This window comes from Streptomyces sp. NPDC102278 (assembly GCF_044766345.1).
Lineage (GTDB): Bacteria > Actinomycetota > Actinomycetes > Streptomycetales > Streptomycetaceae > Streptomyces.
In genome coordinates this window covers 243085-269058 of sequence record NZ_JBIWLV010000011.1, presented here as the reverse complement: position 1 = coordinate 269058, position 25974 = coordinate 243085, and the positions used below count along the sequence as shown (strand labels likewise).

21 protein-coding genes are annotated in these 25974 nt (G+C 72.5%); 12 read left to right on the top strand and 9 right to left on the bottom strand.

Going from position 1 to position 25974, the window contains the following annotated elements; translation table 11 throughout:
- Positions 1-250 precede the first annotated feature (250 nt).
- On the top strand, positions 251-649 hold the full coding sequence (locus ACIRO3_RS25915) for a DUF4440 domain-containing protein (RefSeq protein WP_404140788.1): 399 nt from the start codon (positions 251-253) through the stop codon (positions 647-649).
- Positions 650-809: 160 nt separating this feature from the next.
- Positions 810-953 carry a hypothetical protein gene (locus ACIRO3_RS25910; RefSeq protein ID WP_404140786.1) on the top strand — a complete coding sequence of 48 codons (144 nt, stop codon included), beginning with the start codon at positions 810-812 and terminating at the stop codon, positions 951-953.
- A 164-nt stretch (positions 954-1117) separates the two neighbouring features.
- Here the strand turns inward: ACIRO3_RS25910 and ACIRO3_RS25905 are convergent, their stop codons facing one another.
- The 3 genes from ACIRO3_RS25905 to ACIRO3_RS25895 form a co-directional block, all read right to left on the bottom strand.
- On the bottom strand, positions 1118-1666 hold the full coding sequence (locus tag ACIRO3_RS25905) for a DUF4232 domain-containing protein (protein WP_361771751.1): 549 nt from the start codon (positions 1664-1666) through the stop codon (positions 1118-1120).
- A 176-nt stretch (positions 1667-1842) separates the two neighbouring features.
- Positions 1843-3240, bottom strand: coding sequence for a class I SAM-dependent methyltransferase (locus ACIRO3_RS25900; protein ID WP_404140784.1), 1398 nt, complete (start codon positions 3238-3240; stop codon positions 1843-1845).
- A gap of 227 nt (positions 3241-3467) precedes the next feature.
- The gene (locus ACIRO3_RS25895) at positions 3468-4217 is read right to left on the bottom strand and encodes an anti-sigma factor domain-containing protein (protein ID WP_404140782.1); all 750 of its coding nucleotides are present in this window, start codon (positions 4215-4217) and stop codon (positions 3468-3470) included.
- Positions 4218-4448: 231 nt separating this feature from the next.
- Here ACIRO3_RS25895 and ACIRO3_RS25890 point away from each other — a divergent pair, with 231 nt between their 5' ends.
- From ACIRO3_RS25890 to sbnA, 6 genes are all read left to right on the top strand, one after another.
- Positions 4449-6107, top strand: a complete 1659-nt coding sequence (locus ACIRO3_RS25890) for a molybdopterin-dependent oxidoreductase (RefSeq protein WP_404140780.1) — start codon at positions 4449-4451, stop codon at positions 6105-6107.
- Positions 6108-6480: 373 nt separating this feature from the next.
- On the top strand, positions 6481-9024 hold the full coding sequence (locus ACIRO3_RS25885) for a Pls/PosA family non-ribosomal peptide synthetase (RefSeq protein ID WP_404140778.1): 2544 nt from the start codon (positions 6481-6483) through the stop codon (positions 9022-9024).
- Between the two features lie 128 nt (positions 9025-9152).
- Positions 9153-11630 carry an amino acid adenylation domain-containing protein gene (locus ACIRO3_RS25880; protein WP_404140808.1) on the top strand — a complete coding sequence of 826 codons (2478 nt, stop codon included), beginning with the start codon at positions 9153-9155 and terminating at the stop codon, positions 11628-11630.
- Complete coding sequence (locus ACIRO3_RS25875; protein WP_404140776.1) at positions 11627-12628, top strand: TauD/TfdA family dioxygenase; 1002 nt, start codon at positions 11627-11629, stop codon at positions 12626-12628. Before ACIRO3_RS25880 ends, ACIRO3_RS25875 begins: the two co-directional genes overlap by 4 nt.
- Positions 12625-13734: a 2,3-diaminopropionate biosynthesis protein SbnB gene (sbnB, locus tag ACIRO3_RS25870; RefSeq protein WP_404140774.1), complete on the top strand. Its 1110-nt coding sequence runs from the start codon at positions 12625-12627 to the stop codon at positions 13732-13734. Before ACIRO3_RS25875 ends, sbnB begins: the two co-directional genes overlap by 4 nt.
- Before the next feature lie 11 nt (positions 13735-13745).
- Positions 13746-14732 carry a 2,3-diaminopropionate biosynthesis protein SbnA gene (gene sbnA, locus ACIRO3_RS25865; RefSeq protein ID WP_404140772.1) on the top strand — a complete coding sequence of 329 codons (987 nt, stop codon included), beginning with the start codon at positions 13746-13748 and terminating at the stop codon, positions 14730-14732.
- A 79-nt stretch (positions 14733-14811) separates the two neighbouring features.
- Here the strand turns inward: sbnA and ACIRO3_RS25860 are convergent, their stop codons facing one another.
- A complete protein-coding gene (locus ACIRO3_RS25860) occupies positions 14812-16017 on the bottom strand; it encodes a serine hydrolase domain-containing protein (protein ID WP_404140771.1) in 1206 nt (401 codons plus the stop codon).
- A 190-nt stretch (positions 16018-16207) separates the two neighbouring features.
- On the opposite strand from ACIRO3_RS25860, the gene ACIRO3_RS25855 reads away from it, so the two are divergent.
- Positions 16208-16516 carry a DUF6225 family protein gene (locus ACIRO3_RS25855; RefSeq protein WP_361771761.1) on the top strand — a complete coding sequence of 103 codons (309 nt, stop codon included), beginning with the start codon at positions 16208-16210 and terminating at the stop codon, positions 16514-16516.
- Between the two features lie 72 nt (positions 16517-16588).
- Here the strand turns inward: ACIRO3_RS25855 and ACIRO3_RS25850 are convergent, their stop codons facing one another.
- The 4 genes from ACIRO3_RS25850 to ACIRO3_RS25835 all read right to left on the bottom strand — a co-directional run bounded on the left by ACIRO3_RS25850 (position 16589) and on the right by ACIRO3_RS25835 (position 20894).
- A complete protein-coding gene (locus tag ACIRO3_RS25850; protein ID WP_404140768.1) occupies positions 16589-17392 on the bottom strand; it encodes an SDR family NAD(P)-dependent oxidoreductase in 804 nt (267 codons plus the stop codon).
- A gap of 26 nt (positions 17393-17418) precedes the next feature.
- Positions 17419-18762, bottom strand: a complete 1344-nt coding sequence (locus ACIRO3_RS25845; RefSeq protein ID WP_404140806.1) for an MFS transporter — start codon at positions 18760-18762, stop codon at positions 17419-17421.
- Between the two features lie 99 nt (positions 18763-18861).
- Positions 18862-19446, bottom strand: a complete 585-nt coding sequence (locus ACIRO3_RS25840; protein ID WP_365998650.1) for a TetR family transcriptional regulator — start codon at positions 19444-19446, stop codon at positions 18862-18864.
- Between the two features lie 83 nt (positions 19447-19529).
- Positions 19530-20894 (bottom strand): amidohydrolase family protein, encoded by a 1365-nt coding sequence (locus ACIRO3_RS25835; protein WP_404140766.1) that lies wholly within the window; start codon positions 20892-20894, stop codon positions 19530-19532.
- A 409-nt stretch (positions 20895-21303) separates the two neighbouring features.
- Between ACIRO3_RS25835 and ACIRO3_RS25830 the strand changes: the two genes are divergently transcribed.
- The 3 genes from ACIRO3_RS25830 to ACIRO3_RS25820 all read left to right on the top strand — a co-directional run bounded on the left by ACIRO3_RS25830 (position 21304) and on the right by ACIRO3_RS25820 (position 24907).
- The gene (locus tag ACIRO3_RS25830) at positions 21304-22143 is read left to right on the top strand and encodes a YhjD/YihY/BrkB family envelope integrity protein (protein WP_404140764.1); all 840 of its coding nucleotides are present in this window, start codon (positions 21304-21306) and stop codon (positions 22141-22143) included.
- A complete protein-coding gene (locus ACIRO3_RS25825) occupies positions 22140-23456 on the top strand; it encodes a hypothetical protein (RefSeq protein ID WP_404140762.1) in 1317 nt (438 codons plus the stop codon). The genes ACIRO3_RS25830 and ACIRO3_RS25825 overlap by 4 nt, the downstream gene beginning before the upstream one ends.
- Before the next feature lie 122 nt (positions 23457-23578).
- Positions 23579-24907 (top strand): chloride channel protein, encoded by a 1329-nt coding sequence (locus tag ACIRO3_RS25820; RefSeq protein ID WP_404140760.1) that lies wholly within the window; start codon positions 23579-23581, stop codon positions 24905-24907.
- A 64-nt stretch (positions 24908-24971) separates the two neighbouring features.
- On the opposite strand, the gene ACIRO3_RS25815 is transcribed toward ACIRO3_RS25820, so the two are convergent.
- The gene (locus ACIRO3_RS25815; RefSeq protein WP_404140758.1) at positions 24972-25937 is read right to left on the bottom strand and encodes an MMPL family transporter; all 966 of its coding nucleotides are present in this window, start codon (positions 25935-25937) and stop codon (positions 24972-24974) included.
- Positions 25938-25974 lie beyond the last annotated feature (37 nt).

Below are 25974 nucleotides of genomic sequence, written 5' to 3'. Positions count from 1 at the left end.
CCCCCGCGCCCGGTGCCTGGCCCGGCGCGGCCCAGCCGGGCTCCGGCGCCCCCGCCCCCGCCGAAGGTCGGCCGGGTGCCTGGCCGGGAGCCGCGCGCCCCCCCCCCCCCCCCCCCCCCCCCCCCCCCCCCGGCCCCCCCCCCCCCCCCCCCCCCCCCCCCCCCGGGGGGGGGGGGGGGCCCCCCCCCCCCCCCCCGCGCCGGGGGGCGGGCCCCTGTGCGCGGGGGCCGGCGCTTGTTATGGTCGCGCCGTGTCGCGTATCGAGATCGACCTGCTGACCGCCGAGTTCTTCGGAGCCTTCGACAATCGGGACGGCAAGCGTGCCGACGTGGAGCGGATCCGCCGGCTCCTCCTCCCGGGCGGTGTGATCGTCAAGACCGGCCCGGAGTTCACCGTCTACACCGTCGAGGAGTTCATCGCACCCCGTCGCAGCCTGCTGGCCGACGGCCGGTTGGTGGAGTTCTCCGAGTGGGAGACCTCCGAACGGACCGAGATCAGCGGGGACGTCGCGTCGCGGTTCGGCGAGTACCGCAAGTCCGGGATCCTGGACGGCGAGCCGTTCGAGGACGGGGGGACCAAGGTCATCCAGTTCGTCCGCACCCCGGACGGCTGGCGGATCGCTGCGCTCTCCTGGTACGACCGACCCTGACCGCGCCCGGGTTCACGGGCGGGGCGCGGTGGCGGCGGGTTGGAAGTGGGGCAGTGGGAGATGGCCGTGCCCGTCTCGGTGCACCGGTCGCGTTCGCATCCGGTCAGGTGCACTCCGTGTGCGAGCACCGTGCCACGTGATCGCGTAGAGGTTGCGGTCCTTGCCGTGCCAACGCTCCAGCGGCGCCTTGGAGTCGTCGTGGGTCGACCGGTTCTCCGGGTACTCCGCGCAGAACGTCTGCGCGGTCGTCGTCCCGTTGCGCAGGAGTTCGTCGCAGAACGAGGAGGCGACGGCGCGGGCGTAGCAAGGGGTCGGAGAACCGCTGTTCCTCCGCGCCCGCACACGGACTTCCCCCGGCCGCGACCGTTCGGGTCGCGGGGCGGGGGAAGCGTGGGGCGGGGGGCGGCTCGGAATCGGCCGCCGGTGGGATTCGGGCTGTCGGCGGGATTCGGTCCGCCGGCGGGGATTTCAGGCCGCGCGGAAGGCGGTGGCGCGGACGCTGTTGCCGCAGATCGCGAAGTTGCCGCCGTCGTTCGGGGCGATCTGGGTCTTGGCGCCGGCGACGCCGACGACCATCGTCGGCGCGGCGAACGGCTTGGCGCCGGAGGCGCAGTAGCCGTCCGCCTCACCGAGGACCGGCGGGAAGACGAGCTGGGACGCCGCCCGGCCGCCGACCGCGAGTTGTACGGGCTTCGCGGTGCCTGTCCGGGTGACGTTGAGCGGCTTGTTCCGGTCGGGTGAGCCCTGTCCGGCGAGTGCGACGGTGGGGAACCCCGAGAGCACGCACGCCTTCGGGCCCTTGTTGACGACGGTGACCCGCGCCTGGCCCGTTCCCGAGGTCCCGCTGACCGTCAACTGTCCGCCCTTGCACGGCGGCGCCGGTGCCCGCTGAGGGGTCGCCTGGTCGGCCGCCACCGCCGATCCCGCGCCGGCCAGCGCGCCGCCTGACAGCACCAGCGCCGCCAAGAGCGAGCGGCAGACCCGCGTTCCGGTCCTCTTCGCTGCGCAGTTCATCATGGTTCTCCCACGGTGTCGGGGAACGGCCCTCCGTCGAAGGCGAGCGCGCCCGTCGGTGTCCGGGACCCGCGACGCCTGCGGCGGCGAGGGGTACGACCGGCCGGTGCCGGGGCTCGTGGGGAGGCCGCCCTCTCCATCCTCCCCCGCGTGTCACGGGGTGTCGACCGGGGGCCGGATCACAGCGGGCCCGGGCCTCGACCGGCGTCGGCGGCCGTCAGCAGGACGTGGCGGACGTCGAGGTAGCGGGAGCGGAACCCGGCCTCGGAGTAGGCGAGGTAGAGCTCCCACATGCGCTGGAAGACGTGGTCGAAGCCGAGTTCCGTCACCCGGGTGGCGTGGCCGGTGAACCGTTCGCGCCACAGCCTCAGGGTTTCGGCGTAGTGCTCGCCGTAGCCGTGATCGGCGGTGACGCACAGGCCCGCTCGCGCCGCCTCCGTGCGGATGGCCTCGCGGGAAGGGATGAGGCCCCCGGGGAAGATGTACTTGCTGATCCAGGTGTGGCTCTGGGCGGTGGCGAGCATCCGGTCGTGGGCCATGGTGATGGCCTGGAGCGCGATGCGGCCTCCGGGGGCGAGTGCGGTGCGCAGGGTGTCGAAGTAGGCGGGCCAGTACTCGGCGCCGACGGCCTCGATCATCTCGACGCTCACGATGGCGTCGTACTGCCCCTGGACGTCGCGGTAGTCGCACAGTTCGACGCTGACACGGTCCGTGTGACCGGCGGCGGCCACGCGGCTGCGGGCGAGGTCGCACTGCTCGGTGGAGAGCGTGATGGTCACGACGTCGGCGCCCCGGGCGGCGGCCCGCAGCGCGAGTTCGCCCCAGCCCGTGCCGATTTCCAGCAGGCGGGTCCCGGGGCCGACGGACGCGAGGTCCAGCAGACGGTCGATCTTGCGGTGTTGGGCGTCCTCCAGCGATTCCTGCCGGGCCGGGAAGACGGTGAAGAGGGCCGAGGAGTAGGTCATGGTGGGGTCGAGGAAGAGCTCGAAGAGGTCGTTGGACAGGTCGTAGTGCCGCTGGATGTTCCGGCGGGCGCCCACGGGGGTGTTGCGGTGTGCGTGGGGGCGGCGGCGTATCCACGCGCGGCGCAACTCCGCGAGGGGCGCCGGCACCAGTGCGTCGACGTGCGAGGCGAGGACGGTCAGGGCCGCGACGAGGTCGTCGCTGTCCCATTCACCGGCCATGTAGGACTCGCCGAAGCCGATCAGGCCGTCGGCGCCGATCCGGCGGTGGAAGGCGGCGGGGTCGTGGAGGACCAGGGAGGGTTGTCCTCCCCCGAGGGCGTCGACGTCGCTCCTGAGGGGGGAGCCGCTCCTCGGGGACGTCTCGCTTCTCAGGGAGAGGGGCATGCGACCGAACGCGCGACGCAACAGAGTTCTGGCCACGGCCGTGCGCGCGGCCGAGGCCGGTGGCAGGCGGTTGACGTCCGGCCAGAGGGACGGTTCGCCCGGGCGGTGTTGCGGTGCCTCCGTCACGGGGCCGCCCTTCACGGGCCGGCCCGTGGCGGAGGCCGTCGTGGGGTGAGCGGACGCGGCGTCGCGGGCGATCGTGGTGGGGCGGGGCGTCGAGGTCGTCATATGAGCCCTTCGGAGGCCCGGCCGGAGCGGATTGGTACGGGCGCTGCGGTTGTCGCGCCGCGAGTCCGCCGCTGCGGTCGCCGGTCCGCTCCGGTCGCCCCGGTCCCCGCTCCGATCCCGCCGCTCCCGTCGCCGGTCCGAACCCGCCGGTCCGATCCCGCCGCTACCGTCGCCGGTCCGATCCCGCCGGTCCGGTCGCCGGTCCGGTCGGCCGGTGGTGGTCCCGGTCAGGCGGGGAGGTTGAGCAGGATCAGCGGGCTGCCGGTGGGGCGCGGCGACCCGCCCGAGGGCTCCAGGGTGACCCCGACGGCGGTGGCCCCGCCGATGCCGCCCGTCAGCAGGACGGCTCCGCTGTGGTCGAGGTGTCCGGCCGGCCGCATGACGGTCCCGTCGGCGAACCAGAGTTGGTAGGTCTTGCCCTGCGGAGGCGGGGGCAACCGGTCGGCGATCACCACGGCTCGACCGCGTTCCCGGGAGGTCACGAGGGTGGCGGTGGCGCCGGTCCCGAAGGCACCGCGCACGGTGCGGGCGTCGGAGGCGGCGATGACCGCGCTCAGGTTGCGGTTGCCGGCGTCCAGTCGCAGCGCCTGCTCGTGGGCCTGGTCGGCCTGCCTGCCTTCCCATACCGTGATCCCGCCGAGGACCGCCGCGGCGGCGATGCCCGCGGCGATCCCGAACCCCCAGGCCTTGCCCCGCGCGAGGGCGAGGACGCCCGTGGGCGTGACGGGTTCCGGTACCCGAGGGGGAAGCCGGCGTACCGCGTCGATCCGGTGGAGCACCGCTTCCCTCAGATGTGCGGGAGGGGCGTGTTCCACTGCCGCCGCGAGGCGACCGGCCGTGTCCAGGAAGCCGGGCAGTTCGGCGCGGCACGCCTCGCAGCCCCGCAGGTGTCGGGTGAAGCGGTCGTGTTCGTCACCGGTGAGCGCGTCGAGGGCGTAGGCGCCGATGAGGGCGTGGAGCTCGTCGTCATGTTTCACGTGGTCACCCCCATGCGTTCGCTCGGTGGATACGGTTCGTCGGGTATCCGGTTCCCACTGGCACGAGAACGGGGGGAAACGTCACTGCCGAGGCTCCCTCCCCGACCGCGTCCGGTCCGGCGTCCCGCTGCTTGTTCGTCGCCGGATCCCGCCCGGATTGGCCGGAAACGACTCGCGTGCCCGGGACGGGGGATCGGTGCGCCGACCCATCCGGCGGGGCCGCGGCGTCGAATGCAGGTCGTGAGGATCAACCGAAGGACCGTCAAACGCGGCGCGCTCGCCGCGGCAAGCGGCCTGCTCGCCGGCTACACGGCACTGGCCGTGGGCGAACTGGCCGCCTCCCTCGTACGGCCCCAGGCCGGCCCGGTCACCGTGGTCGGCGGAGCCGCCATCGATCGGACACCGGCGTGGCTCAAGGACTACGCGATCCGCACGTTCGGACAGAACGACAAGCTCGTGCTCCAGCTCGGGATCCTGGCCACCATCGGCCTCCTGGCCGCCCTGCTGGGTCTCTTCGCCCTGCGGCACCGGCGTGCGGGATCCGTCGGCATCCTGGTCTTCGGGCTCGTCGGCGCCGGGGCCGCGCTGACCCGGCCCGACTCGGCCGGCGCGGGTGATGTCCTGCCCTCGCTGCTGGGCGCCGTGGCCGGGGCGCTCGTACTGTACGTACTGATCGGCCACCTGAACGGGCCGAACGCGACCGCCTCGACGGAGCCCGAGCCGGACCGACGGACCGGGCTCGACGGATCGGCCGGGCTCGACGGTCGGCCCGCCGGGGACGCCGCCGGGCAGGGTGCCGGATGGAACCGGCGCGGGTTCCTGATCGCCGCGGGCGTCACCGCTCTGGCCTCCACCGCGGCGGGGGCCCTCGGCCGGACGCTGACGGGCCGCAGCGGTCAGGGGGCGGCCGCCTCCCGGGCGGCCGTGCGGCTCCCCGCACCGGCCTCGGCCGCCGCCGCGACCCCGGCCCGCGCGGCGCTGCGGATCCCCGGGATCAGCGCCTTCACCACCCCGAACAAGGACTTCTACCGCGTGGACACCGCTCTGGTCGTCCCCAAGCTGGACGCGGACACCTGGCGGTTGCGGATCCACGGCAAGGGCGTGTCCCGCCCGCGCACCTACACCTTCCAGGACCTGCTGAACCGGCCCCTCATCGAGCGGAACATCACCCTGACCTGCGTGTCGAACGAGGTGGGTGGTCCCTACGTGGGCAACGCCCGATGGCTCGGCGTACGCCTCGCCGACCTGTTGGAGGAGGCGGGCGTCAAGGCGCCGTCGAAGGGCGGACCCGCCGATCAGCTGGTGGCCCGGTCCGTGGACGGCATGACCCTGGGCACCCCGGTCGAGGATCTGTTGGACGGACGGGACGCGATGCTCGCGGTGGGGATGAACGGCGAACCGCTGCCGTTCGACCACGGTTTCCCGGTGCGCATGGTCGTCCCGGGGCTGTACGGCTACGTCTCGGCCTGCAAGTGGATCGAGGACATCGAGCTGACCACCTTCGCCTCCTACGACCCGTACTGGGTGAAGCGGAAGTGGGCACGGAAGGCACCGATCAAGACGCAGGCGCGCATCGACACCCCCAAGCCCTTCGCGCAGGCCGCAGCGGGCACCGTCATGGTCGCCGGCGTCGCCTGGGCCCAGCACCGGGGCGTCGAGCGGGTCGAGGTCCGGATCGACGACGGGCCGTGGCAGGAGGCGCAGCTCGCCGAGCAGGACACCACCGACACCTGGCGCCAGTGGTCCTACCCCTGGAAGACCACGCCCGGTGGCCACAACCTCACCGTCCGCGCCACCGACGGCACCGGTCAGGTACAGACGGAGCAGCGTGCCCGGACCATTCCCGACGGCGCCAGTGGATGGCACAGCGTGTTCGTGACCGCCACCTGACCCCTCTGGGCCCCCCGCCCTCTCTCCGCCCTCCTGAGCGCCCCGCAGCGGCTCGCGCGACCACCCGATCCGGGCGCCGTGTGGGCCGCTGCGGGGCGTGGGCGAGCGACCACGGAGTGTCCGATTTTCTCACCCATTGATACGGATGCGGCCGATTCTCGATTCACACCATCTTTTCTCCCGTCGGCATCGAATAAGGGGCATGACGTCGGGCTGTCGCCCGTACGGGGATCGGAGCCCGCGAAGCCGGTCCGCCCCCGATGAGCCGACCTGGTGTGGGAACCGCGTGACGCGGTCCGCCGGAGCCCGATGAGCGTGCCGGCCGGATGCCAGGAGCACCGGGCCTTGGCCATCGGAACCCAGGGAGCCGATCATGACGGGAAGGCCCATCGAGGCGTTGACCTCCGATCGGGAAGACCGGGCGTCCGCCCGGGGCGATCCCCACGCCCCGCACACCGCCGTCGAAGGGATGCTCGCCGCGATACTGGCGGACGTCACGCACGTCGAGCGGGTACCGGTGCGGAGCCACTTCTTCGACGAACTGGGCGCCGACTCGATGGTGATGGCGCACTTCTGCGCGCGGGTGCGCAAATCCGAGGGGCTGCCGTCGGTGTCGATGAAGGACATCTACCGGAACCCGACGATCCGTAGCCTCGCGACGGCGCTCTCCGCGCCCGCCCCCGCGTCCCCCGACGAGTCGCTCGCGCCCGTCGAGCCGCCGGCGCCGGTGTCCCCTCCCCCGGTCGGCGTGCCGCGCCCTCTGCTCTGCGGCGTGCTCCAGGTGCTGGCCTTCCTCGGTTACTCCTACCTCGTCGCCCTCGTGGGCGTACTGGGGTACGAGTGGGTCTCCGCGGGTTCGGGCGCCCTCGAGGTGTACCTGCGGTCGGTGCTGTTCGGCGTGGCCGCCTTCGTGTGGCTGTGCGGCTTTCCGGTCCTGGTGAAGTGGGTGCTCATCGGCCGGTGGCGGCCTTCGCAGGTCCGCGTCTGGAGTGTGCGCTACGTCCGCTTCTGGGCGGTCAAGACGCTCGTCCGGTCGGACCCGCTGGTGCTGTTCGTCGGCTCGCCCCTCTACGTCCTCTACCTCCGGGCGTTGGGTGCCAGGATCGGCCCCGGCGTGGCGGTCTTCTCCCGGATCGTGCCCGTGTGCACGGACCTGCTGACGATCGGCGCCGGAGCGGTGGTCCGCAAGGACGCGTACTTCACCTGCTACCGGGCCCACCGCGGTCTGATCCAGACGGGTCCGGTCACCCTCGGCGCGGACTCGGTGGTCGGCGACGCCACCGTCCTGGACATCGCGACCACCGTGGGCGACCGCGGCCGGCTCGGCCACGCCTCCAGCCTGCACAGCGGGCAGGCGGTGCCGGCCGGCGCGCACTGGCACGGATCTCCCGCGCAGCCGGCTCCGGTGGACTTCCGCACGGTCGATCCGGCGGACTGCGGTACCTGGCGCAGGGCGCTGCACGGCGTTCTCCAGGTCCTGGCCGTGCTGCTCGTGTACCTGCCGCTGACGTTCGGCGGTGTGGGCCTCCTGCTGGCCGAGGCCCCACAGCTCTCCTCGGTCCTGGCGCCGGGACCCACCGCGCTCTCCTCCTGGACGTTCTACGTCGAGGCGCTGACCGCCTCGGTGGTCGTCTTCTTCGGGGCCGTCCCCCTGGGTCTCCTCGTGATCGCCACCGTTCCCCGGTTGCTGAGCCGGGCCCTCGCCGCCGGTCGGGTGTATCCGCTGTACGGGTTCCACCACGGGGTGCACCGGGTGATCACGCTGATGACCAACAGGCGTTTCCTGAACCGCCTGTTCGGCGACAGTTCCGCCGTCGTGCACTATCTGCGGCGGTGTCTCGGGTACGACCTCTCGCGCGTCGAGCAGACCGGCTCGAACTTCGGCACGGAGGTGAAGCAGGACTCCCCGTACCTCAGTTCCGTGGGCAGCGGAACCATGGTCGCCGACGGCCTGTCGATCAACAACGCCGAATACTCGGGCAGTTCGTTCCGTGTGTCCCGGGTCGCGATCGGCCCCCGCAACTTCCTCGGGAACAGGATCGCCTACCCCGCCGGAGGCAGGACGGGTGACAACTGCCTGCTCGCGACGAAGGTCATGGTGCCCGTCGACGGAAAGGTCAGGGAGGGCGTGGGCCTGCTGGGCTCGCCGAGTTTCGAGATCCCCCGATCGGTGCTGCGGGACAGCGGTTTCGACGAACTGCGCGGCGGCGCGGACCTGCGGCGCCTGCTGCCCGCCAAGAACCGGCACAACGCGGCCACCATGGCCTGGTACCTGCTGGTGCGGTGGCTGTACTTCTTCCTGGTCAGCCTGCTCTTCGCGGTCGCCGCGGAACTCTACGACGTGCTCGGCGCCATCGTGATCGCGCTGGCCAACGTGCTCGTCGTGCTCCTGGGCACCGTGTACTTCGTGCTCGTCGAGCGGGCCGTCACGGCGCGGCACCGCCCCGGCCCGCTCTTCTGCTCGATCTACGACGTCCGCTTCTGGCGGCGCGAACGGTACTGGAAGGTGCCCTCGGACGCGTACCTGCGGCTCTTCAACGGCACTCCGTTCAAAGGCCCGCTCTGGCGTCTGTCGGGCGCGCGGATCGGCCGCGAGGTCTTCGACGACGGATGCGGTCTGAGCGAGCGGCCGATGGTCACCATCGGGGACCGCTGCACCCTCAACGCGGGCGGCGTGGTCCAGTGCCACTCGCAGGAGGACGGCGCCTTCAAGTCGGACACCACCACGATCGGTTCGCACTGCACGCTCGGTGTCGGGGCCCTGGTGCACTACGGCGTGACGCTCGGCGACGGTGCGGTGCTCGCTCCCGATTCCTTCGTCATGAAGGGCGAGACGGTACCGCGGAACGCGTACTGGGGCGGGAATCCGGCCCGGCAGATCGGCCGGGCCGACGACGGGCAGCGGAGGTGGGAGTGATGGGAAGGCCCGGGACGACGGACGAGCGGTTCCCCGACCCCACGGACACCGACACGAAGCCGGACACGGACGCGGACACGGACACGGACACGGCGGGAGGCTTCACGGCCGTCCCGCACTGGACCCGTATGCCGGTACCGGGCACGGCCGAGTACCGCGTGGTGATCCCCGACGGCCTCGTGGCCGACCTCGACCGGCTCTGCGACGATCTCGGCGTGAGCGCGGCGTCGGCGCTGTCGGCCGCGCACCTCAAGGTCATCGGCGCGCTGTCCGGGGAGTCCGAGGTCATGGGCGCCTGTGTCACCGCGCCGGGCGGCGAGCCGCTGCCCTGCCGGCTGACGATCACGACCGGTTCCTGGCGGACGCTGCTGTTCGACGCGCATCGGGCGCTGTCCGCCGCGTCCGCCGCGCGGGGCTCCCGCCGCGGGCCGTCCGTCGACGCCGGCGGGCGCCGACCGCCCCTTCCCGGTTCCGCGCCGGGGGTCGTGTTCGATCCGTACGGTGAGGACGACGGGCCCGGCGACGGCCCCGCCGACCTGCCCGACGAGGGCCCGGCCGTGCGGGTGTCGGTGATCCGCCGGGGCGGCCGGTGGACGTGCCGGCTGCGCCACCGGACGGACGCGTACGACCACGACTGCGCCGAGCGGATCGCGGGCTACCACCGCACCGCGCTGGAACTCATGGCCGCCGACCCGGACGCCGCGCCGGGGCCTCAGAGCCTCTTGGGCGCGGTCGAACTCCACCACCAGGTCGAGGAGCTCGCCGGACCCCCGCGGGACCTGCCGCCGTTGCGGGCGCACGAGGTCTTCGCGCAACGGGCGCGAGCGCACCCGGACGCGGTCGCCGTCGTGCGCGGCGAGCGGCAGTGGACGTACGGGGAACTCGACGCGCGCGCGAACCGGCTGGCCCGCATCCTGTTGGCCCAAGGCCTGCGCGGGGAGGACGTGGTGGCCGTGGTCGGCGAACGTGACCTCGGCTGGACGGCCGCCGTCCTCGGGGTCCTCAAGGCGGGCGGAGCATACCTGCCCGTCGAACCGCGCTTCCCCGCCGACCGCGTCGGCGCGATGCTCGGCCGGGCCGCGTGCCGGTTCGCGCTGGTCGGGTCCGGTGACACCGGCTCCCTCGACCGTGCGTTGGCCTTGTTGCCGGAGGTCCGGGTCCTGCCCGTCGCGGCGGCGGACGACGAGAGCCTGGACGCCACGGATCCCCGCGTGCACGTCCCCCCGCAGGCGCTGGCCTACATCTACTTCACCTCGGGTTCCACCGGCGAACCCAAGGGGGCGATGTGCGAGCACGCCGGCTTGCTCAACCACCTCTACGCCAAGATCGACGACTTGGGGATCGGCCCGGACACGGTCGTCGCCCAGAGCGCCCCCCAGTGCTTCGACATCTCCCTGTGGCAACTGCTCTCCGCCCTGCTCACGGGCGGACGCACACTGCTGGTCGAACAGGAGGCCGTCCTGGACGTCCCGCGCTTCCTCGACACCCTGGCCCGCGGTGGGGTCAACGTGCTCCAGGTGGTGCCCTCCTACCTCGACGCGATCCTGTCCTGCCTCGAGCGGGCCCCCCGCGCCCTGCCGGACCTGCGCCGCGTCTGCGTCACCGGCGAGGCGGTCAAGCGGGAACTCGTCCAGCGCTGGTTCGCCGCCGAGCCCGGTGTACGGCTGGTCAACGCGTACGGGCTCACCGAGACCTCCGACGACACCAACCACCACGTCATGGACCGGGCACCGGACTCCGCGCGCGTCCCCCTCGGTCGGCCCGTGAACAACGTGCGCGTCTACGTCGTCGACGCCGACCTGACGCCCGTGCCGCTCGGCGCTCCCGGAGAGATCGTGCTCTCCGGGGTGTGCGTGGGCCGCGGGTACGTCAACGACCCGGAGCGCACCCGGCAGGCCTTCGGCGTCGACCCGCACCGGCCCGGCAGTCGCCTCTACCGCAGCGGTGACCGCGGCCGGCTGCTGCCGGGCGGGGAACTGGAGTTCCTCGGGCGCCGCGACCACCAGGTGAAGATCCACGGTTTCCGCATCGAGGTCGACGAGATCGACAACGCCCTGGTGCGGGTGCCGGGCGTCCGCGACGGCGCGGTGGTGGTGGCCGGGCGCCCGGGCCGCGACCGCCACCTGGCCGCCTTCTACACGGGACGCGGCCCGCTCGCGGCGGCCGACGTACGGGAGCGGCTGGGCGCGAGGCTCCCCGCCTACATGGTTCCGTCGGTGTTCCATTGGCGACCGGACCTGCCGCTGACCCCCAATGGCAAGATCGACAAGCGGGCCCTGATCGCCCTCGCGTCCGCACGCGACCCGGCCGAGGAGCAGCACCGGCCGGACGGCACGCCGACCGAACGCCGCGTCGCCGCCGCGTGGGCGGGCGCCCTGGGCGTCCCGGCGGATCGGATCGGCCGCCAGGACGGCTTCTTCGATCTCGGGGGCACCTCGCTGGCCGCCCTCCGGGTCGCCGTCTCCCTGGACCGGACGATCTCCCTCAAGGACCTGACCCGACACCCGGTGCTCGCCGACCTGGCCCGGCTGATCGAAAGCCGCACCGCGCGACACGACCCGCCGGCCGAACGGCGGCCCGACGCGATCGACAGGAGAATCCGATGACCGTCACCCTGCCGTCCACCCTCCTCGACGCCCGCCCCCGACCGGACGAACTCCCCCTCCTGCGGGTCGAGACCGCCGACCCCGCCGGCTGGGTGGCCCTGCACCGGGACGCGCTGCGCGCGGCGACCGTCGACCACGGGGCCGTCCTGGTACGGGGTCTGGACATCGCCGACGCGGCAGGGGTGGGTGCGGTCCTGCACCGGCTCGGCGCGCCACCGGTGACCGAGCGGGAGGCCTTCGCGCCCCGGCACTCGTATGCGGAGGGCGTCTACTCCTCGACGAAGTGGCCCGCGAACCAACCCATGTGCATGCATCACGAACTCAGCTACGCCCTCGAGTTCCCCTCGCTGATGCTCTTCGGCTGCGTCCAGGCTCCCGAGGAGGGCGGGGCCACCGCGGTGGCCGACTCGACGGCGGTCCTGGAGGCCCTGCCGAGCGAGTTGACCGACCGCTTCGAACGGGAGGGTTGGCTCCTCGCCCGCAGCTACAACGACGAGATCGGAGCCGGCCTGGCGGAGGCCTTCGGCACCGAGGACCGGGAGCTGATCGCCCGCCACTGCCGCGCCAACGCGATCGACTTCGACTGGCTGCCGGACGGCACGCTGCGCACCAGACAGCGGCGCGGCGCCGTGCTGCGCCACCCCATCGGTGGTCAACGGTGCTGGTTCAACCAGATCGCCTTCCTCAACGAGTGGACGATCGCGCCCGAGATCCGCGAGTACCTGATCGACGAGTACGGCGCCGACGGGCTGCCCTTCAACACCTTGCACGGCAACGGCGACCCCGTCTCCGAGGACACCGTCCGACGGATCAACGAGGTGTACGAGGCCCACACCGTCCGCCGCCCCTGGCAGACAGGGGACCTGCTGCTGCTGGACAACATCCGCACCGCTCACGCCAGGGAGCCCTTCCAGGGCTCGAGGAACGTGGTCGTGGCCATGGCCGATCCCATGCGGCTGCCGGACCGCGCGCCGACCAACGAGGTGACCGTCCCATGACCACCACCGCCCGCACGACGCCGACGCCGGCTCCGACCCGGGCTCCCGACCCGGTGGCTCGCCCGACCGCGCCGCCCGCGCCGCTCTCCGTTCCCCCGTTCGCCGTGATTGCGGGAGAGCAGGTTCAACGAGCACTCCAGGGGCGCGAGGAACACCTCGTGAAGGTGGTCGAGGAGACGTACCGCCTGCACGGCGCCGGCCGATCGGTGAACCCGCCCTCCGCGTTCCTCCGCTTCCCGGACCGCCCGTCGTCCCGGATGATCGCGCTGCCCGCCTCCATCGGCGGGGCAGCCCCCGTGGACGGGCTGAAGTGGATCTCCAGCTTCCCGGGGAACGTCTCGGCCGACCTGCCCAGGGCCTCGGCCGTGCTGATCCTCAACGACCCGGTCACGGGCTACCCGTTCGCCTGTCTGGAGAGTTCCATCATCAGTGCGAGCAGGACCGCGGCCTCCGCCGCCCTGGCAGCCGACTGGCTCACCCGCGGCCGGCCCCGGCCGCCGCGCGTCGGGTTCTTCGGCACGGGACTGATCGCCCGCTACGTGCACGCGTTCCTGACGGCCACCGGCTGGACCTTCGACGAGGTCGGCGTCCACGACGTCAGCGCCCGCAGCGCCGCGGGCTTCCGGCTGTACCTGGAACAATCGGGCGCGCCGGGCCGGATCACCGTCCACCACGACCCGGAGAGCCTGATCCGCCTCAGCGACCTGGTGGTCTTCGCCACCGTCGCCGACCGGCCGCACGTGGAGGATCCCGCGTGGTTCTCCCACGATCCGGTGGTGCTGCACATCTCGCTGCGCGACCTCGCGCCGCGGGTCCTGCTGGCCTCGACGAACATCGTGGACGACGTCGACCACTGTCTGAGGGCCGCCACGTCCCCGCATCTGACCGAGCAGCTCACGGGCGACCGCCGGTTCATCGACGGAACGTTGGACGACGTCATGGCGGGCCGGGTGACGATCGGCGGGGACCGGCCGACCGTGTTCTCGCCGTTCGGCCTCGGCGTGCTCGACCTGGCCGTCGGCAAGTACGTCTACGACGAGGTGGACCGTTGTGGGGAGCTCCAGGTGATCGACCGGTTCTTCCACGAAGTGCGCAGGTACGGATAGAGGAGGCCGTCGTGCAAGTCATATCCGTTCCCCAGGCGTTCAACGAGGAAGAGCTGTACGTGGACCTCCGGCCGACCCTCGGGTGCCCGTTGTTCCTGAAGTGCGAGGGCTTCAACTTCGCCGGCTCGGTCAAGTTGAAGGCCGCCACCGAGATGGTGGAGTCCGCCGAACGAGAAGGGATCCTGACACCCGGTTCGACCCTCGTGGAGTCCTCGTCCGGGAACCTGGGCGTGGCATTGAGCGTGATCGCGGCGAGCAGGGGCTACCGGTTCGTCTGTGTGACGGACTCCCGCTGCAATCTGGCCACCCGGCTGATGATGGAGGCGCTGGGCAGTGAGGTGCACGTCATCACCGGCCACGAGGACAACGGCAGCTTCCTCGCGGCGCGGCTCGACTACGTGCGCGAGCTGTGCGCGGCGGACCCGCGGTACGTGTGGCTCAGCCAGTACACCAATCCGGCCAACTGGAGGGCGCACTACCGCCGCACCGCTCCGGCCATCGCCCGCGCCTTCCCCCGGTTGGACGTGCTGTTCGTGGGCGCCGGCACCACCGGCACGCTCATGGGCTGTGCCCGTTGGTTCCGGCAGTGGCACCGTCCGGTGACCGTCGTCGCGGTGGACAGCGTCGGATCCGTGACGTTCGGCGGAGCGCCCGGGCGCAGGATGATCCCGGGCCTGGGGATGAGCGTTCGCCCTCCGCTGCTGGACGAGTCCTTCGTGGACGAGGCGGTGTGCGTCGAGGAGAAGGACACCATCCGCACCTGCCGCCTCCTCGCCCGGCGGGGCTTCCTGTTCGGCGGCTCGACCGGCACGGTGGTCGACGGCGCGACGCAGTGGCTGGCACGGCACGACACCGCGGGCATCACCGCGGTCGCCATCGCCCCGGACCTCGGCGAGCGGTACCTCGACACGATCTACCAGACCAACTGGGTGGAAGGCCTCTTCGGCGAGGACACGGGTCTTCAACTCCTGGGCCCCGACCCCCTCGACGCCCCGTAGGACCCCGGGCGGCCCGCGCTGCCGTGCCGGCCGGGGGGTCTCAGGCCTCGTTCAGTCACGCGGCCGGCCTGAAGCGGGGTCAGTCGGCCTTGAGGGAGTGTGCGGGGGTGAGGGCCGCGGCGATGCGTTCGGCGATCTTCTCGGCCTGGTTGCCCTCGGGGCTCTTGGGGCCCTTCGTCGTCGACACCGCGATGGAGATCTGTTCCGCCGGCAGGTAGGCCTGGATCGCCGCGTAGCCCGAGAACGAGGGGTTCGTCAGGATCCAGCCGTTGATGACCAGGACCCCGAATCCGAAGTGCGTGGAGGGCGTGTTCGTCAGGCAGACCGTGGCCGGGCAGTCGGCCGTGGCATGGCCCAGACCGACCGTGCCCGGGTCGAGTTGGGTCTTGAAGGACTGCGCGGACAGCAACTCGCCGGTGCCGAGCGCACGGGCCGAGCGGGTCAGGTCGCAGATGTCGCCGGTGAGGACGGCGCCGCGGGCGGTGGTCCACGAGGGGTTCCAGTAGGTGGATTCCTCGTACGTGCCGCGCTCGGAGGTGAAGGCGTGCAGCGCGGGGGCCGGGATCTCCGGGGTGTACTGGTTGCTGGTCTGGCTCAGGCCCAGCGGGCCGAAGACGCGTTCGGCGAGCAGTCGTTGCAACGGGATCCCGCTGATCTTCTCCAGTGCGGCCCCGAGGAGCTGGAAGTTGGCGTGCGAATAGCTCCAGTTGGTGCCCGGCTCGTACAGCAGCGGCTGCGAGGTGGCGTACTCGTTCACGTCGTTCGCGGTCCACTCGCGGAAGGGGGCGGCTTCGAGGGCGGCCAGGAACTTCGGGTCGGTGACGTAGTCGTGGAGACCCGACGTGGAGGCGCCGAGCATCCGCAGGGTGATCCCCGAGCCGTGCGGAGGGTCGGGCAACCACCGGGACACCGGATCGTCCAGTGCGACCTCCCCCCGCTCGGCGAGTTGGAGCAGGACGGTCGCCATGTAGGCGATGCCCACGGAGCCCGTGCGCAAGTGCATCGACGGCCGGGCGGGAACACCCGTCATCGACTCGCCGAGGGCCGTGGTGAGCACGTCCTTGTCGCCGGAGGTGACGCGCAGGATCACCGAGTTCAGGTCGAACTCCCGCCGTGCCTGCTCGGCGATGTCGAGAACCTGCCGCGCCTCGCCTTGGGCGGGGCCCGGCGAGGCGGTGCACGCCTGCGGATCGGTGGCGGTGGAGACCGACGTGGCGGTCCCGGCCGGAACGACGGCGGCGAGCAGGCCGGCGAGGGAGAGCAATACCGTGCGCGTACGCCTCATCCCCACAGTGTGGGCGAGCACCCGAACGGGCGCACGCCGCCGGGAAACGCCCTGGTCACGTACGGTCCGCGAGGACGGCCGACCGGGGCCGGGAGCGACCGGCCGGCGCCCCGGGAGATCCCGTGCTCCGCCCGGAGGGCTCGGCGCGGCGGTACCGGGGGCGCCGCGACGACGCCACTACCCTCGGCTCATGGCAGACACGTTCGAGCACACACCCCAGGTCTGGACCGCCGGGCGCCTCCGGGCCGTCCTCGCGGGACTCCCCGACGACACCCCGATCCACGTCGGCGTGGCGGACGCGCCGGGCGACTTCGACGCGTACGGCGAGTTCGTACTGGTCGACGCCGAACCCGTGGAGGTGGACCTCACGGACCTGACGGATCTCACGGACCGGTCCGACCCCTCGGGCCTCTCCCGGGGCGGTGACGCGGCCCCCGAGGTCCGGTTCACCCTCTTCGCCGACGCCAAGGCGGGTGTGTACCACCTCGACGTGGACTGACCCCGTCGCGCGCGCTCCCCCACCCGCCCCGCCAGGTGCGAAACACCACACCCGGTGGGGCTTTTCACGGCCTCAGGCGGAGGCGCCGCCGTCGATCACCAGGTCGGTGCCGACCAACGAAGCGGCGTCCCCCGAGGCCAGGTACAGCACGGCTGCCGCGATCTCCTTGGTGGAGGACACCCGTCCCAGGGGCGATTCGTCCTTCATGCGCAGGGCGCGGTCCTCGGGGCTCTCCCCGGCCCGCAGGGACATCCCGGTGGCCGACGGGCCGGGGCTGACCGCGTTGATGCGCACCCCGTCGGCGATGTGGTCCAGGGCGGCGGCGCGGGTCAGGGCGGAGACCGCGGCCTTGGTCGCGAGGTAACCGGCCGCGCCCGGGATGCGGGTGTGCGCGCCCAGGTTGGAGGAGATGTTGACGATCACCCCGCCGTCGGACTGACGACGCATCCGGGCGACCTGGGCCTGGAGGCCGAGCAACACGCCGGTCACGTTCACGTCGAGCATGGTGCGCCACTCCTGCTCGGGCAGATCGGCGACGGGCGCGCCGCCCCGGAAGACGCCCGCGTTGTTGACGGCCACGTCGAGGCTGCCGAAGCGCTCGACCGTACGGTCGACCAGGGCCCGTACGTCCTGCGAGCGGGTCACGTCCGCGGTGATCGCCACGGCCGTGCCGCCCTCCTTCTCGATGAGCGCGACCGTCTCGTCCAACGACGCGGCCGTGCGGCCGGCGACGACCACGGCGGCGCCTTCGGCGGCGAAGGCGCGGGCGACGGTCCGGCCGATGCCGGAACCCGCGCCGGTGACGAGCACGGTCTTGTCGGTGAACCGCGAGGGCGTGCGCGTGGACGTGCCCGTGGACGTGCGTGTGGACATCATGGTGAGGCTCCTTGTCGAGTGATCGGTCAGTTGGAGCGGCCGTGGAACACGGCCAACACGGCGAAGGCGACCGCGGTCGCCGCGAGCGAGATCGCGTCGGAGCCCAGGGTGAGCAGGGCGGCGAAGACGACCGTCGGCCCGAGTTCCATCGCGGTGTTCATGACGCCGCCCGCCAGCCCGGCCTGGTGCGGCTCCACCCCCTCGGTCGCGAGGACGGCGCCGCCCGCGAACCCGAGGGCCGAGCCGGCCGCCAGGAGGAGCAGGCCGGGGAGGAGTCCGTAGGCGTAGGGGTGGTGGGGGGCGAGACCCAGGAGTGCGAGCGTCCCCAGGCCCGCCGCCGCGATCGCGAGTCCGAAGCCGGTCACGGCGCGTGCCCCGCGCCGGGCGATGAGGGGGCCTGCCGTTCGGCCGGCCAGGAGCAGGGTCGCCGCGTAGGGGACGAACGCGGCCGAGGTGCGCAGGACCGACCAGTTCCGGTCCTGCTGAAGGTGGAGGGACAGGAGGACGAAGGTGGTGGCCGTGCCGGCCGCGGTCAGTGCGATGACCGCGAGCGCCCGGGCCCGCCGCCGGCCGCGGAGGAATCCCGGTGGCAGCAGCGGGTCGCGGGCTCGACGCTCGACCACGGCGAAGGCCACGAGGAGCACGGCCCCGGTGAGCATGGGGACCAGGACGGCCGGTGACCTCCAGGGGTGGGCGTCCGTGAGGACCAGGCCGTAGCCGGACAGGGTGATTCCGGCGGTGGCGAGCAGTGCGCCCGGGATGTCGACCGAACGGCCCTCTCCGGGCGGTGTGGCCGGCAGCAGCCGCGGCGCGAGGGCGAGGGCGGCCACGGCGACCACGACCGGTACGGCGAAGGTCGACCGCCAGTCGGTCAGGGCGGAGATGGCGCCGGAGAGCAGGTTGCCCGCTGTCGCACCGAGGACCGAGAGGCCGCCCCAGGTGGTCATCGCCCTTCCGTACGCGGCGGGTCGGGGGAAGAGCGCCCGCAGTACGGCCATGGCGGCGGGGGCGGTGAGGGCCGCGCCCGCGCCCTGGGCGAAGCGGGCCGTGAGCAGCGCGGCCGGCCCTTGGGTGAACGGGGCGGCGAGGGAGGCCGCGGTGAAGACGAGCAGTCCTGCCGTGAGGGCCCGGCGTCCGCCGTAACGGTCGGCGAGGCGCCCGCCGAAGAGCAGGAGTCCGGCGAAAGTCAGCCCGTACGCCGCACTGAGGAGGATCAACTCATCCCGTGCGAGGGAGAGTTCGCGGCCGATCGAGGGCAGCGGGACGACGAGGGAGGTGAGGGTGAAGATCAGCGCCATCTGAACGGCGCCGAGCAGGACGAAGCCGGGTCCGGGCGCGGGCGCGGGTCTCGTCGCATCCCCTGCGGCCACGGCGTTCCCGCTGTGCGTGACAGTCACTGAATCCCCCTGTTATTTGACCGAACGTTCCATAATGAGCGCATGACAGAACCCCGCCCCGGGGGTCGTCGTTCAGTCGAGCAGCTCCAGCGCCTGCTCGGCCGCGTCCCGCACCCGGGCGGGATCACCCGAGGCCTTGCCGACCACGCGCAGGCCCTGCATCAGCACCAGGAGCATCCGCGCGAGCGCACGCGGGTCCCGCCCCTCGGGCAGTTCGCCCTGGGCGCGGGCCCGCGTGAGCGCCGAGTGCAGCAGGGTCTCGACGTGGCTCCAGCTCGCCTCGACCCGGCGGGCGGCCGCCGCATCGTGCGCCCCCACCTCGGCGGCGGCATTGGTGATGAAGCATCCGTCGAGGCGTCCGCCGTCGGAACCGGCCTCGCCGGCGTAGCGGCGCACGACCGCGCGCACGGCCGGCAGGGCCGGTCCCGGTTGGGACAGTTCCGACAGGAGTCCCAGGTCGCCGTTCTCCGCGTACCGGTCCAACGCCTTCAGGTACAGCGCGTGCTTGTTTCCGAAGGTGGCGTAGATGCTCGCCCGCCCGATGCCGAGGTGTTCGACGAGGTCCGCCATGGACGTCGCCTCGTAGCCGCGCCGCCAGAACAGCTCCAGGGCTGCCTGCAGCGCGACGTCCGGATCGAATTCCTTGGTTCTGGCCACATCGGGAGCCTAGATCATTCTGAAACGATCAGTCAAATACTTCCCGTGGCGCGCGTTGCACGAGCCCCGGGGGCGCGGCGGGGTCAACCGGCGGTCCGCAGTCGGGCGGCCGCGGCCTCGGCCTCGCGCACGACGGCCCGGGTGTCCACGTCGAGCAGCCGACCTTCCAGTACGAGCGGTCGGCCGTCCACGAAGACCGCGTGGACGTTCTCCGGCCGGCCGTTGAAGACGATCTGGTTGACCCAGTCGAACCGGGGCGCGAAGTTGAGCGTGGCGGGGTCGATCACCACGACGTCGGCCCGCTTGCCCGGGGTCAGCGATCCGATCCGGTCGGCCATGCCGATCGCCTCGGCCCCGCCGAGTGTGGCGGCCCGCAGTACGTCCTCGACCCCGGGGTACACCCCGGCGTCCTGCGATCGGGCGCGTTGGAGGCCGATGGCGCTCTTCATGAGGGCGAAGAAGTCCGAGCTGTCGTTCGTGCCGCCGTCCTGACCGAGCCCCACCTTGACGCCCCGCCGGCCGAGATCCGGTAACCGCATGACTCCCGAGGCGAGCCGCATGTTGCTGAGCGGGCAGTGCGCCAGTCGCACGTCGTGGTCCGCGACGGCGGCGATCTCCTCGTCGTTCAGGTGGATCGCGTGGTTCATCAGGAGCCGGGGGCCGAACGCGCCGATGTCGCCGAGCAGGTCGATCGGCTGGTCCGCGCGCTGCTCGACGCGCTCCAGGACGTGGCTGTTGAGCATGACGCCGAGGTCTTGGGCGATCTCCCAGTGGAGACGGTTCAGCCCTTCGATGGCCCGCGCCGCGTGGGTGGCGATCTGCGCCGAGGCCAGCGGAGCCGGGTCGATGAGCTCCTTCTTCACCCGGGCCAGGAGCGCCGCCTGCGGTTGTGCCTGGAACATGGCGTAGGTGAAGCGCACTCCGGTGTCGGTCAGGGCCCGCACGTACTGGACGGTGGTGTCGTAGCCGATCGCGTCCACCCAGTCCACGAGCGTGGTCACGCCGGACCGCAGGGAGTCGAGCGCCGCCAGCCGCACGAAGCGGTACATGTCGGCGGGCGCGATGCGCGAGAACGTCGGCCTGTTGCAGGCCGCCAACCAGCCGAACAGGTCACGGTCCGCGCATCCGCCCCGCATCGAGGACTGCCACAGGTGCGTGTGGACGTCCACGAATCCCGGAAGGACCAGCTTGCCGGAGGCCTCGATCACCCGTGCGCCGGGCGGCGTCGGGAGGCGGGTGCCGACGGCCGCGACGGCGCCGTCCCGCAGGATGACGTCGGCGTGTTCGACGGCGCCCAGCCGGCCGTGCCCCGCGGCGGTGTCCATCGTCAGGACCAGGGAAGCGTTCCGGAGCACGGTGGCCCGGCCGACCGGGCCGGCGCCGCTCCCGGGGCGGTCCCTCGCCTGGACCCGCGCCGCACCGAGGACGAGGGGAGCCGCTGCAGCCATGCCCAGGCCCGTCAACACGCCGCGACGGGTGGGGGCTCCGCGGGTCGGCCGGGAGGGGGGCGGGTCCGACGGCCGGATCGGAGGAGGGGTGGAGGTGGGACACGCGCCGTGTGGATCCATGTCGTGGTGCCTCCCGACGGAATCTGGGCGGATCCCTTCCCGTGGGCCGGGCGGTGCACCGGGGGAACGGGGAGGGTATCTGGATGGTGCGCCGGGTCACGCGTTCCCGAAAGGGGTGCGTCAACAGTTTGTTTCAGGCGTCAACAGTTTGTTTCAAAGGGGCGGGGGCCGCTTCGCACCGCCGGCCCCACAAGCCACTCGATCGGCCCAGCAGAGCGCGCCCTCCCGCGCTCCCGACGCTTGACTGGCTGTCGGGGTCCGCTCGTCCTGCGGCGTGATGGGAGGTGTCATGTCGTGGAAGGAACGGCTGCGAGCCCTGCGATCCCGGACCGAGGAGAGGTTTCCCGTCGTCACCGAACTGACGGGTCGCCTGCTGTCGACGAACCTCCTGGACGGGGCGACGCGGCTGGCCTCCCAGGCCTTCCTGGCGTCCGTCCCGTTGTTGTTCGCCGTGGCCGCCTTCGCCCCCCAGGGCATGCGCGATCAGTTGCGGGACTCGTTGCGGGCCGTGTTCGGCCTGACCGGCCAAGCCGACGCTCAACTCCAGCAGGTGCTGGGCTCCTCCACCGGCAAGAGCCTGCGCGAGACCACGGGCGTGATCGGCCTGCTGATGGCCCTGATCTCGGCCACCAGTTTCAGCCGGGCCATGGCAAGGGTCTGCGAACGCGCTTGGCAGCTGCCCAAATCGCGTACCCGGATCGCCGCCTGGCGATGGTTCGCGTGGCTGCTCGCCCTGCTGCTGGTGGTCTTCATGGAGGGTCCGATCCGCGAGGGGTTCGGGGCGGGCCTGTGGGTCGGCGTTCCCCTGTCCTTCCTCCTCGGCGTCGGCGTCTGGCTGTGGACCCAGCACCTGTTCCTCGCCGGACGGATCGGCTGGTGGGCGTTGCTGCCCGGCGCCGTCCTCTCCGCGATCGCCACGACCGTCCTCTCGCTGAGCGCGGCCCTGTACATGCCGGCGGCGCTCAACCGGGCGCTGCACGAGTACGGCTCCCTGGGTCTGGTGCTGACCCTCCTTTCCTGGCTGATCGTGATCTGCGCCGCCGTCACGTTCGCCGTGACCATCGGCGCGGTCCTGGCGCAGGAGCCGCCGCTGAATCGCCTTCTCACGACCGATCGGAGAACTCCGTGACGCACGCCCAGGACGCGGAAGTCGCCCGCTTGCGGGCCCAGGTGGCGGAGTTGTCCCGTCCGCACCGGACTCTGCGTTCCACCCTGTCCGTCATCCTCATGGTGCTCGTCCTCGTCCTCACGCCCCTGGCCGTCGTCGCCTCCTGGACGTCCTCCCTCGTGGGTGACACCGACCGTTACGTCGCCACGATGGGTCCGCTCGTCGACGACCGGGCCATCCAGGAGGCGGTGGGCGCTCGCGCGGCGCAGGCCGTGACGACACATCTGGACCTGGACACGTTGCTGCAGGAGGCGGCGCCGGAGGACCGACCGGTGCTCTCGAAGGCGCTGGGGAAACTGGGCTCGCCGATCGAGGGCGCCGTGGCGAGTTTCGTCGGCAAGGAAGCCACGAACGTCGTCGCCAGTTCCTGGTTCCGGACGTTCTGGACGGACGCCAACCGGCGCGTCCACGCCGCCATGGTCAAGGCGCTCACGGGCCAGGGCGGCGGCGCCGTGAAGTTGACCGACGACGCGGTGACCATCGACCTCGCCCCCGTGATCGACCAGCTGAAGCAGCGGCTGGTCGACGCGGGTCTCGGCGTCGCGGCGAAGGTCCCGGAGATCCACACCGATTTCACCGTCGTCCAGTCGAAGGACGTCAAGAAGGCCCAGACCGGCTTCCGGCTGTTGCAGATCCTCGGTACCTGGCTGGCCGTGGTCGTGGTGCTGCTCGCCGGCGCGGCCGTGTGGCTGGCCCGGCGCCGCCGGCGCGCGCTGACGACGGTCGCCCTGCTGACCGCCGCGGGCGCGCTGTTGCTGGGCCTGGGGCTGGTGATCGCCCGCGCCCTGTACCTGGACGCGCTGCCCGCCGGGGTCTCCTCCGACGCGGCGGCCGCCGTGTTCGACCAGCTGGTGCGCTTCCTGCGGACCGCCGTGCGGTCGGTCGCCGTGCTCGGTGTGGCGGTCGCCCTCGCTGCCTGGCTCAGCGGCCCCGGTCGCCGCGCCGCCCAGGTGCGCCACCTGTGGTCGGCGGGGATCGACGCCACGCGGGGAGCCGCCGAACAGATGGGGATGCGGCTGGGGCCGGTGGGTGGTTTCGTGCACCGCTGGAAGCGCCGGCTGGTCCAGGCGACCCTGGTGGTGGGGGCCCTGACGCTCGCGTTGTGGTCCTATCCCACCGGCTGGGTCGTCGTCGGCATCGTCCTGTCGGTCCTGTTCGTCGTCACGGTGATCGAGTTCCTCGACACGCGGCCGGTCGACCTCGCGGGTCGCGGGGCGACGGAGCCGGTGGAGGCACCGGGCGCACCCGGCACACCCGGCGCACCGCAAGCGTAGGGGTGGGCCGTGGGCCTCACCTCTCCGGCTCACCCGCCGTGCGCGCGGCGTCGGGCGGACCGAACCTGGTGGGGAACGCCACCGGTCACCGGCAGTGGCTACATGGAGGGGGCTCGGCAGGCATGACGCAGTCGCAGCAACAACCGACCCTCCGTCAGGCCCTCACCGCGCCGGGCACGCTACGACTGCTCCTGGCGTCCGCGCTCGTCGGCATCCCCGTCTCGCTCGTCGCCTTCGGGTTCATCAGCCTCGAACACGAACTCCAGCACTGGGTGTGGGAGTCCGCGCCCGAGGCGCTCGGCTACTCCGTGCCCCCGTGGTGGTGGGGGCTGCCCACGCTGGCCCTCGCCGGACTCCTGGCCGCGCCCGTCATCACCCGGATGGTCGGCGCGGGCGGTCACGTGCCCGTCTTCGGAATCGGCGGGGCGACGACCACGCCCCGCGAGGTGCCGAGCGTCGCCCTGGCCGCGCTGGCCTGTCTCCCCCTCGGCGTGATCCTGGGACCCGAGGCGCCCCTCATGGCACTGGGCAGCGGCTTGGCCCTGCTCTTCGTCCGCTCCGCGCAGCGCACGGCCCAGCCCCAGATGACTGCGGTGCTCGGCATGGCGGGGTCGACCGCCGCCATCAGCACCATCTTCGGCAGCCCGCTCATCCCGGTGGTGATGGTGCTGGAGGCCGCCGGGCTCGGCGGCGTGCGGCTGGTCGTGCTGATCCTGCCCGCCCTGGTCGCCGCCGGTGTCGGCGCCCTGGTGTTCACCGGGTTCGGCCACTGGACCGGCCTCGGCATCGGCTCCCTGGCCCTCCCGCAGAAGCCTCCCACGGGGCTGCTCGACGCCGCCGATTTCCTGTGGGGCATCCCCATGGCGGCCCTGATCGGGGCGCTCGTCGCGGCGGGGAAGTTGCTGGGCCTGCGGACCCATCGGTGGGTCGGTGTCTCCGCGGTCCGGATCATCCTGTGCGCCCTGGCCATCGGCGTGTCCATCACCGTCTACGCCCTGACCACCTGGCGTTCCCCGGGCGAGGTTGCCTTGTCCGGCCAGATCGTGATCGGCGCGCTGGCGGCCGACCCGGGGGCCTGGGCGGTGGGCTCGCTGGTGGCCTTGGCCGTCTTCAAGCTGGTCGGCTGGGGTATCGCCCTGGGCAGCCTCCGAGGTGGCCCCATCTTCCCTGCGATCAGCATCGGGGCCGCCGCCGGCATCGCCTGTGGCGGTCTTCCGGGCTTCGGCATGGCCCCCGCCCTGGCCGCGGGCATCTGCGCCGCGGGGGTCGCGGCCACCCGCCTACCGATCACCGGCGTCGTGCTGGCCGCCGCCCTGCTGGGCAAGGAGGCCGTCACCCTGATGCCGCTGATGGTGATCAGCTCGGTCACGGCACTGCTCGTCGAGGTCGCGTTGGACCGACCGCGGGCCTCGGGTGTGGAACTCGACGTGGGCGGCGTCAAGACCGAATGAGGATCCGGCCGACATCAGCCGACGACAACCGGCAGCGGCCGGCGTCAGCGGACGTCACCGGACCTCAGCCGAGGACGGCGCGGTAGCCGGTGCGGGCGCCGGCCCCGCGTGACGTCCGAAAGCCGATGCCGCCGGCGTACAGGCTCAGCATCGCGAGGGCGACCGTGACGGCGACGACGACGGCGCGGCCGCTGGTGGCGCTGGTGCGGGCGGCGGCGTCGACGGGATCGTGGCCGTCCATGAGGTCTTGGCGGAACCGGGTCGTCAGGAAGAGGGCGTAGTCGATGCCCACGCCGAGGCCGATCATGGTGGCCGGCGCGGGGGCGGCGGTCGCGAGGGTGACGACGCCGGCCACGATGCCCACCACGCCGAGGCCCACCGCGATACTGATCTGCGCGGTGACCAGGGGCAGCAGGGCGGCGGCGACGCTGCCGAAGGCGAGCACGAGGATCACCAGGGCCGCCGTGACACCGACGGTCTCGCTCGCCTTGTCGTTGGCTGGTTCCCTGACGACCTCGTCGAGGTCCCCGCCGTACGCGACCCGCACGCCGGCCGCGCGGGCCGGGGCGGTGGCCTCGCCGAGAGAGCCCCTGTACGCGTGCCCGAGCGTCTTGACCTGCCGGTCGAATGAGACGGTCGTGCAGGCGGTACGGCCGTCGGCGCTGGTCACCGGCTTGGACGTGGCGGTGACGTGGGGCAGCTCCGCGAGGGCGGCAAGGCTCTCGTCGAGGCCCCGACGGTGACCGGCCACGGTGCCCGAATCCACGTGGAACACCACGCGGCCACTGGGGTTCCCGACCCCCGGCGCGTGGACGGCCAGGGGGTCGGCGCCCGTGCGCGACCGTGTGCTCGGCAGGCTGGTCTCGCCCCTGTAGGCGGGGCCGACGGCGTGGCGTCCGAGTACGGCGCCGAGCAACAGGACGAGCCAGGCCGCGATCACCCACAGCGGGTGCCGGGCGCAGACGGCGCCGAGCGCCCCGGGGAGCGGGCGCGCGGCCGGGGACGCCGGGGGCGCCGGGGGGAACTGCACATCGACTCCAGATGGAAAGTGGCAGGACTGACACGAA

Excerpts from the sequence above, each read along its gene's own strand:
- ACIRO3_RS25905 (WP_361771751.1), bottom strand. The coding sequence starts at position 1,666 with ATGATGAACTGCGCAGCGAAGAGGACCGGAACGCGGGTCTGCCGCTCG.
- ACIRO3_RS25900 (WP_404140784.1), bottom strand. The coding sequence starts at position 3,240 with ATGACGACCTCGACGCCCCGCCCCACCACGATCGCCCGCGACGCCGCG.
- ACIRO3_RS25890 (WP_404140780.1), top strand. The coding sequence starts at position 4,449 with ATGCAGGTCGTGAGGATCAACCGAAGGACCGTCAAACGCGGCGCGCTC.
- ACIRO3_RS25885 (WP_404140778.1), top strand. The coding sequence starts at position 6,481 with ATGACGGGAAGGCCCATCGAGGCGTTGACCTCCGATCGGGAAGACCGG.
- ACIRO3_RS25880 (WP_404140808.1), top strand. The coding sequence starts at position 9,153 with ATGCCGGTACCGGGCACGGCCGAGTACCGCGTGGTGATCCCCGACGGC.
- ACIRO3_RS25875 (WP_404140776.1), top strand. The coding sequence starts at position 11,627 with ATGACCGTCACCCTGCCGTCCACCCTCCTCGACGCCCGCCCCCGACCG.
- sbnB (WP_404140774.1), top strand. The coding sequence starts at position 12,625 with ATGACCACCACCGCCCGCACGACGCCGACGCCGGCTCCGACCCGGGCT.
- ACIRO3_RS25860 (WP_404140771.1), bottom strand. The coding sequence starts at position 16,017 with ATGAGGCGTACGCGCACGGTATTGCTCTCCCTCGCCGGCCTGCTCGCC.
- ACIRO3_RS25855 (WP_361771761.1), top strand. The coding sequence starts at position 16,208 with ATGGCAGACACGTTCGAGCACACACCCCAGGTCTGGACCGCCGGGCGC.
- ACIRO3_RS25850 (WP_404140768.1), bottom strand. The coding sequence starts at position 17,392 with ATGATGTCCACACGCACGTCCACGGGCACGTCCACGCGCACGCCCTCG.
- ACIRO3_RS25835 (WP_404140766.1), bottom strand. The coding sequence starts at position 20,894 with ATGGCTGCAGCGGCTCCCCTCGTCCTCGGTGCGGCGCGGGTCCAGGCG.
- ACIRO3_RS25830 (WP_404140764.1), top strand. The coding sequence starts at position 21,304 with ATGTCGTGGAAGGAACGGCTGCGAGCCCTGCGATCCCGGACCGAGGAG.
- ACIRO3_RS25820 (WP_404140760.1), top strand. The coding sequence starts at position 23,579 with ATGACGCAGTCGCAGCAACAACCGACCCTCCGTCAGGCCCTCACCGCG.